This is a genomic window from Sulfitobacter sp. UBA4523, from assembly GCF_002388305.1.
In the GTDB taxonomy this organism is placed as follows: Bacteria; Pseudomonadota; Alphaproteobacteria; order Rhodobacterales; family Rhodobacteraceae; genus Sulfitobacter; species Sulfitobacter pontiacus.
In genome coordinates, this window is record NZ_DGMH01000024.1 from 103,044 (window position 1) to 109,527 (window position 6,484).

Genomic DNA, 6,484 nt, shown 5'->3' on the forward strand with positions numbered 1-6,484 from the left:
ACCCGTCGCTCTCTTTTTGGTGAACCGATTAGTTTTGGGGCAGGGGAACCAATTCGCGCTGCACGGGGTTGGGTATGCAGAAACGAGAATTTAGGAGCTTAACGATGACCAACACATTTAAGACACTCGCTATTGCCGCCCTTATGGGTACCGTATCCGCACCAGCATTTGCTGCCGCACATGCTGACACCTCGATGACCTGCGCCGAGTTCAACGAACTGTCGAAAGACGATCAGATGATGGTGGCTTCCGCTGCGATCGCAGAGATCGATGATGGTGACAACGGCGGTTCCATGGGCAACTCCGGTCGTGACACAGGTGATACAACCACCACCACTACTGTAACAGCAGCCGAAGCGACCGACGATGAGCCTGAAGAAGGTTCGCTGGAAGGTGACCTGAAAGCTGTGGACGACACCGGTGGTAACACTGCTGAATCCAACATGACAGCAGAGCCAATGGACGAAGCCGCGATGGAACAGTTCATGGTTGTATGTAACCAGAACCTTGACGCCACCGTAGGTGAGGCCGCTGCTGGTCTGCCAGGCGACAAATAAGAGTTAACCCTTTAGGGTTTTTGCGGGCGGGTGCAGAAATGCGCCCGCCTTTTTTGTGCGATACAGCCTACGATACAGTGACGATACCGCGTTTTAGGGTCATGCGCGGGCCTCTGCCGTTGTCACTGTATTACGGGTCCGAATGGCCTTGGTCGCCTGTTGCTGGGCCAGATCAGCGCTTGCTTGCAGGATCAGGCGCGAGGGGGTCTTGCCCTTGCCGCGCGCAGGCACGCCGTGCTGGTTCAACACCTGTTTCTTTTTCAGGAACACACGTGCTGTGGGGCCATAGATCTTGGCGACTTCTTCGCGGCTGACGCGCCCCGTGCCCAAGGCGGGCAGTACCTTGGAGAATGCCGCGCGATGCGGTTTGCTCATCTGCGACAGCGCCATCGGGCCGGGGTAGAAGCTTTCCGACGGGACGTTCTCGGCAAAGATCACCTGATGGTCGTCGAACATCAGGTGAACGTAGGTGACCGATTTCTTGCCCTTGGCGATGCGCACGCCTTTGGCCGCGTCGGCAAGATGTTTGGCGCGGGCAAAGCTATCGCCGCTCTGGCCGACCAAAACACCATGTTGCTGCGAGACCAAGAGATCCCGTTCGGCACCGAAAGTGCCACGTTTGATCAGCACGGGGTGCAGATGTGATCCCTTTTGCATCTGTCGGGCATCGTAAGACCGCGTGTTGATCCAGCGGATTTTCTGCGGGCCGTTGTCCATTGTGGTGACAAGATCGCCGACACGCAGGTCTTCGACCAAGACATCCCCGCGCGGGGTGCGGATGGCGGTGCCTTTGCCAAAGCAGACAACGCCGGTGTTGTCATAGGTAAAGTGCTGCGCCTGCACGCCGATGAACTTGAGCGACCCATCCTCGAACTTGGAATTATAGGTGTAATCCGTGGTCTCGAAGTTGGACTGATCCAGAATGCCATTGTCTTCATAGTCAGCGCGCAGATCGAAGATCTTGTCGTAATAGCCGCTTAGATCAATGAAATCATTATTGGTGGTGTCGTTATCATCCAGCGGGCCGGTATTGCCCGCGTTAAAATCGGTGATCGTGTCGTGACCGCCGGAGTAGACGAATACGTCATCGCCGTCGCCGCCTGTCAGCTGGTCATCGCCCTGACCGCCGTCCAGCGTATCATTGCCGTCGCCCCCGATCAGGGTATCGCGGCCCGCGTCGCCATGCAGATTGTCATTGCCACCGCCGCCGTCGATTGAATCATTGCCGTCGCCGCCGGACAAGCTGTTGTCCTGTGTCCCGCGCGCGGTGATGGTGTTGTCTTTGCTGTCGCCCTTGACCGACGCGGCAGAGTTCTCGAGCGCGACGTTTTCAAAGTTCAGCAGATCGCCACGGTCGTTTCCTGCGTGGTCCAGCCGGCTGGCGGCAAGATCGACGGTGTGATCCGCCCCCAGCCCGCTGCCCGCGACATAGGTATCGATGCCATCGCCCGCGTCGATGACGGAGTTCGCGTCGTCCGCTGTGGTGCCCGCCTCGCGAATGATCCGGTCGTCGCCCGTCCCGGCGTCGATGTCATAGGCGCCATCACCAACCTTGATCGTGTCATTGCCTGCTCCGGTATCAACCGCGACACCGCCAATGCTGGCATCCACGTAATCCGATGAATTGGTCAGAACCAGCTTTTCAATCTCGGTGAAGGAAACGCTGTTGGGGCCTTCGGTCGCGGTGCCCGCCTCTTCGCCGGTATAGGTGACAGAGACACCGTTGCTCAGCGCGTCGAAGGTGACGACATCATAATCCTTGCCGCCTTCGCCACCGGCGATTTTATCGGTGCCGAAATCATCTTCCATGACAAACAGATCGGCGTCATCCCCGCCCGACATGGCATCATTGCCAGTGCCGCCCGCGATTGTATCGTGGCCAGTGCCACCCTCGATCCGGTCGTCACCGCTGCCGCCGGACAGGCTGTCATTGTCCGCGCCACCGGAAAGGCTGTCATTCCCGCCGTCGCCATAGATCGTGTCGCTGCCAGCCCCACCGTCCAGCGTATCATTGCCCGCATCGGTCGCGCTGATGGTCGACATCTTGAGGTCGCCAACACGGATCGCGTGGCCGGTATCATCGGGGTCGTGGTTGTTATACTCGATCTCGATCCGCGAAACGGGGCCTGCGATATCGACCTGCAGGAAACCCGTCTTGGCATTGGTCGTGCCCCGCCCCGCATCCGTGCTGATGGCACGGCCGGTTTCGTCGTTCACGTCCAGCGTATCGCTATTGCCCGCCGTCAGATTAACAGGGATAAGATTGCCGTCGGCGTCATAGGCCCGCACGATGACTTCATCCACGAAGCCATAGGCCTGATCGATGTCGAAAATACCGAAGGTGACATTGCTCACCTCGTCCGACACGCCGCTGTCCAGCGACGAGAAGTCGATGCTCATCTTCGCGGTATTCGGGTCCGACCCCGCCGCACCGCCAAGGATATGGATCGACGAACTGTCGCTTAGTTCGTTGTAGTCATACAGCGGGTCGTTCCGCTCCATCGTGGCAGAGCGGAAGTTCTCCCCCTGATCCACGGACATCGTGACCTGGATATTGCCGGACGAGGTGACCCCGGTGATGCCACCCGTGACGCTAACGCCGTCCTCGATATTCTGGTTGGCCCAGGAAAACGTGGTCTCTTCGGTGGTGTCGGCGTCGCCGTGGAGGCGGTCGTCGCCGTCATTGCCTGCGATATAGTCATTTCCCGCGCCGCCCAAAATCGTGTCATCGCCCGACCCGGCCGAGATTTTGTCGTTGCCCGCGCCCAGCTTGATCGCGTTGCCGCTGTTGTCCACCTCGTCCGCTTGCGCGTCCGTCGATCCCACACGCATGGAATCATCACCCGACGTCCCATCAACGGTGCCATCCGGCGCAACATAGTCGGCATCGACACGGCTGGCGTACATCATCGCCTCGTTTGAAGAGACAGTGTTGAACGTGATGGAGTCGATGGGCCCCGCCTCAAGCGCGGATTGGTAATCGGAGGAGCTGGCAGCCGGCGCAAGAAACAGGTCGCCGTTGGTGGATTGGAAGACAATCGCCGTCACGGTCGCCTGGGAACCGTCGGCGTAGGTCAGCGTCGCGGCATAGGAGGCAATGGCGTCAAAGTTCTGGCTGTTGCCATCGTCGATGCGGAAGGTGTCAGACCCGTTTTCCCCACTGTTATCAGTAGAGTATGTGCCGCGTGCCGTATTTCCATAGCCCCGCGCGCCCGGCGAGAAGGATTTGATGTTGTTGTAAAGCGGGCTGTTGGCACCCCCAAAGGTTTCCCCCTCCAGCGAGCGTGCGTTTTCGCTGATCTGGTTTCCCTCGGTCGTATCGATACGACCGACATTCCCAAGGTAGAAAACGTTAAATCTGGTTGCCATTGTTACAGCCCTCAACATCTTTGAACCGGTGGCAGGCCTGTGGCCCGCGTCCTGTGTATTGTTGTGGGTACGGGGACAATGTGGCGTCACTTTGACCGGAAACAAAAACAATGTGGCCATGTTTCTATGCTTTTGATCGAAACAATACACAGTCTGGTAAGGATCGACGCCAAGCGCACAGCGCGGAAACGCGGGGGCAGGGCCTATGCGCCGCGATGTGATCAAATGGTCTAAAATGCCGGGTATTTAGAGGTGTGACCGAAGTGCACGGTAAAAGCGGCGTGAACTTGCAGCGGCCATAGAGGGGGCTTGCGGAAGGTTGACCGCAGAGGTTTTGCCCTAGTCGACTGAAAATAATAGAGTTTATCTGTCTCTCCCCCCTCGGGGCTGACCTCTTGCTCGGTTTAAACCCATCGGGCCACAGGGCGCCCCTGACCCCGTGCCGCGCCGCCATGCAGACTCCGCGCCTCAATTCCGCCGCACGAATGCCGCCGCAGCGCCTCAAGCCTCTGTCGAAGGTGAATGCACCCCCAGCATCCCCGCAGGGTTCATCAACCAAAGGAGCTTTCCGTGCCACATCATGCCCCCCCTGAGCCCAAGACCGGCCTTTGGCACATTACCGGTGCCGCGATGGCCGCGATGTTCTGCTTGTTTGCGCTGCTTGGGGGATGGGCCGCGACAACACAGATTTCGGGGGCGGTGATCGCGACGGGGAAGATCGATGTGGCGGGCAAGCCCAAGGTGATCCAGACGGTGGATGGCGGCGTGTTGGCAGAATTGCCGGTCCAGAACGGGGATATCGTCAAGGCGGGGCAGGTCTTGGCGCGATTTGATGCCACGATCTTGCAGATTGACCTGCGCATGGCGCGCGCCCGTCTGGCCGAGGCAGCGGGTCTGCGCGCCCGTCTGGAGGCAGAGCGTGACGAAAGCCCCGCCCCCCGTTTCGATGCCATTGATCTGCCACCGAAAATCGGCGCGCTGGATATGACGCAAGCGCAGGCAGGGCAGGCCGCGATATTCGAGGCGCGGGCCCAGATGCGCGCGGGAATGCGCGCCCGCATGGCCAGCGATCTTGCCGATGTCGAAACCCAGGCCACGGGCCTTAACGGCCAAATCTCTGCGCTGGAACAACAACTTGCCATCCTCACGACAGAGCTGCGCAGCCTCACGCGCTTGGTTGAAAAGGGGCTGGCCCCGCAGGTCCGTTTGTCGCAGCTACAGTCCACGCGGGCCGGTTTGCGCGGTGACCTTGCCGCGCGGCGGGCGGATTTGGCGCGGTTGATCCACCAACGTTGGACGCTCAAGCTGGAAAGCCTGCAAGCCGATCGCCGGTTTCAGGAACAGGTCGCGCTGCAACTGCGCGAGGTCACTGCCGAAGTTCAGGAACTGACCCTATCGATCCTCACCCGCCAAGCGCAGCTTGACCGTATCGCCCTTCGGGCCCCCGTCGACGGGATGGTGCATGAACTGCGCGCCACGACCGTTGGCGCGGTTGTCGGGGCGGGTGCGACCTTGATGGATATCGTGCCGCAGCAGTCCAAGTTCGAATTCGAGGTGCAGGTCGATCCGCGCTCGATCAATCTGGTACGCTATGATCAGCCCGCCACCCTCGTGCTCACCGCCTTTGACCCGCATACGACCCCGCAACTGACCGGCAGCGTTTACAGCATCTCTCCGCAGGTGGTGGTGGACCCGCGCAATGGCGACAGCTTTTATCGGGTCATTCTGGATATCCCCCGTACCGAGCTGGACCGTCTGCCAGCCTCCGTCCGTTTGGTCCCCGGCATGCCGATCGAGGCGTTTTTGAAGACCAAAGACAGGACCGTGTTGAGTTATCTGGCAGAGCCTATCAGCAGCCAGCTGCGCCGGGGGTTCCGCGGCTCCTGAGACCTCGACGTTAGCGAAATCTTTACCATCTTCCCGTCTTAAGAGGGGATGAACACACCGTCCGCCCCACCCGGCATCACTGTCGTGATCCCCCATCTCAACCAACACAACGCCCTTGCGCGTTGCCTTGCTGCGCTGGACGCCGGAACGAGGAAGCCGGTCGAGGTGATCGTCGTCGACAATGGCTCCGCCCGGTCAACGCAAGGAGTTGTTAACGATTACCCATGGGTATCCCTGATCCACCAGCCGATCCCCGGCCCCGGCCCCGCACGTAACCTTGGCGCGGCGCAGGCACAGGGCGATGTGCTTGCCTTTCTGGACGCCGATTGCCTGCCCGACGCGCATTGGCTGGCGCATATTGCCGCGCATATGGCGCGCGACCCCCATAGGATCCTTGGCGGTGATGTCCGTATCGAACGTAAAGGGCACAGGCTGGACGCCGCGACCGCATATCAAGCGATTTTTGCTTATCGGATGGACCGCTATATCGCGCAGCAAGGGTTCACGGGGACGGGAAATCTGATCGTGCATCGCAAGGTGTTCGACGCGGTCGGCCCGTTCAAGGGCCTCCACCATGCCGAGGACCGCGACTGGGGCCAGCGCGCCACCTTTGCCGGATATCGCATAGGCTTCGCCGCCGATCTGGTTGTCTATCACCCGCCGCATACGGA

The 6,484-nt window shown here is 60.1% G+C and carries 4 protein-coding genes; 3 read left to right on the forward strand and 1 reads right to left on the reverse strand.

Going from position 1 to position 6,484, the window contains the following annotated elements:
• The first annotated feature begins 104 nt into the window (after positions 1–104).
• Positions 105–557: a hypothetical protein gene (locus B3849_RS06330; RefSeq protein ID WP_005850664.1), complete on the forward strand. Its 453-nt coding sequence runs from the start codon at positions 105–107 to the stop codon at positions 555–557.
• Positions 558–656: 99 nt separating this feature from the next.
• Here the strand turns inward: B3849_RS06330 and B3849_RS06335 are convergent, their stop codons facing one another.
• The gene (locus B3849_RS06335; RefSeq protein ID WP_278424629.1) at positions 657–3,926 is read right to left on the reverse strand and encodes a Hint domain-containing protein; all 3,270 of its coding nucleotides are present in this window, start codon (positions 3,924–3,926) and stop codon (positions 657–659) included.
• Positions 3,927–4,496: 570 nt separating this feature from the next.
• On the opposite strand from B3849_RS06335, the gene B3849_RS06340 reads away from it, so the two are divergent.
• Positions 4,497–5,813: an HlyD family type I secretion periplasmic adaptor subunit gene (locus B3849_RS06340; protein WP_278376290.1), complete on the forward strand. Its 1,317-nt coding sequence runs from the start codon at positions 4,497–4,499 to the stop codon at positions 5,811–5,813.
• 48 nt (positions 5,814–5,861) lie between these two features.
• Positions 5,862–6,484: glycosyltransferase family 2 protein (locus tag B3849_RS06345; protein ID WP_286779920.1), on the forward strand; the 623-nt coding region annotated here is incomplete at its 3' end.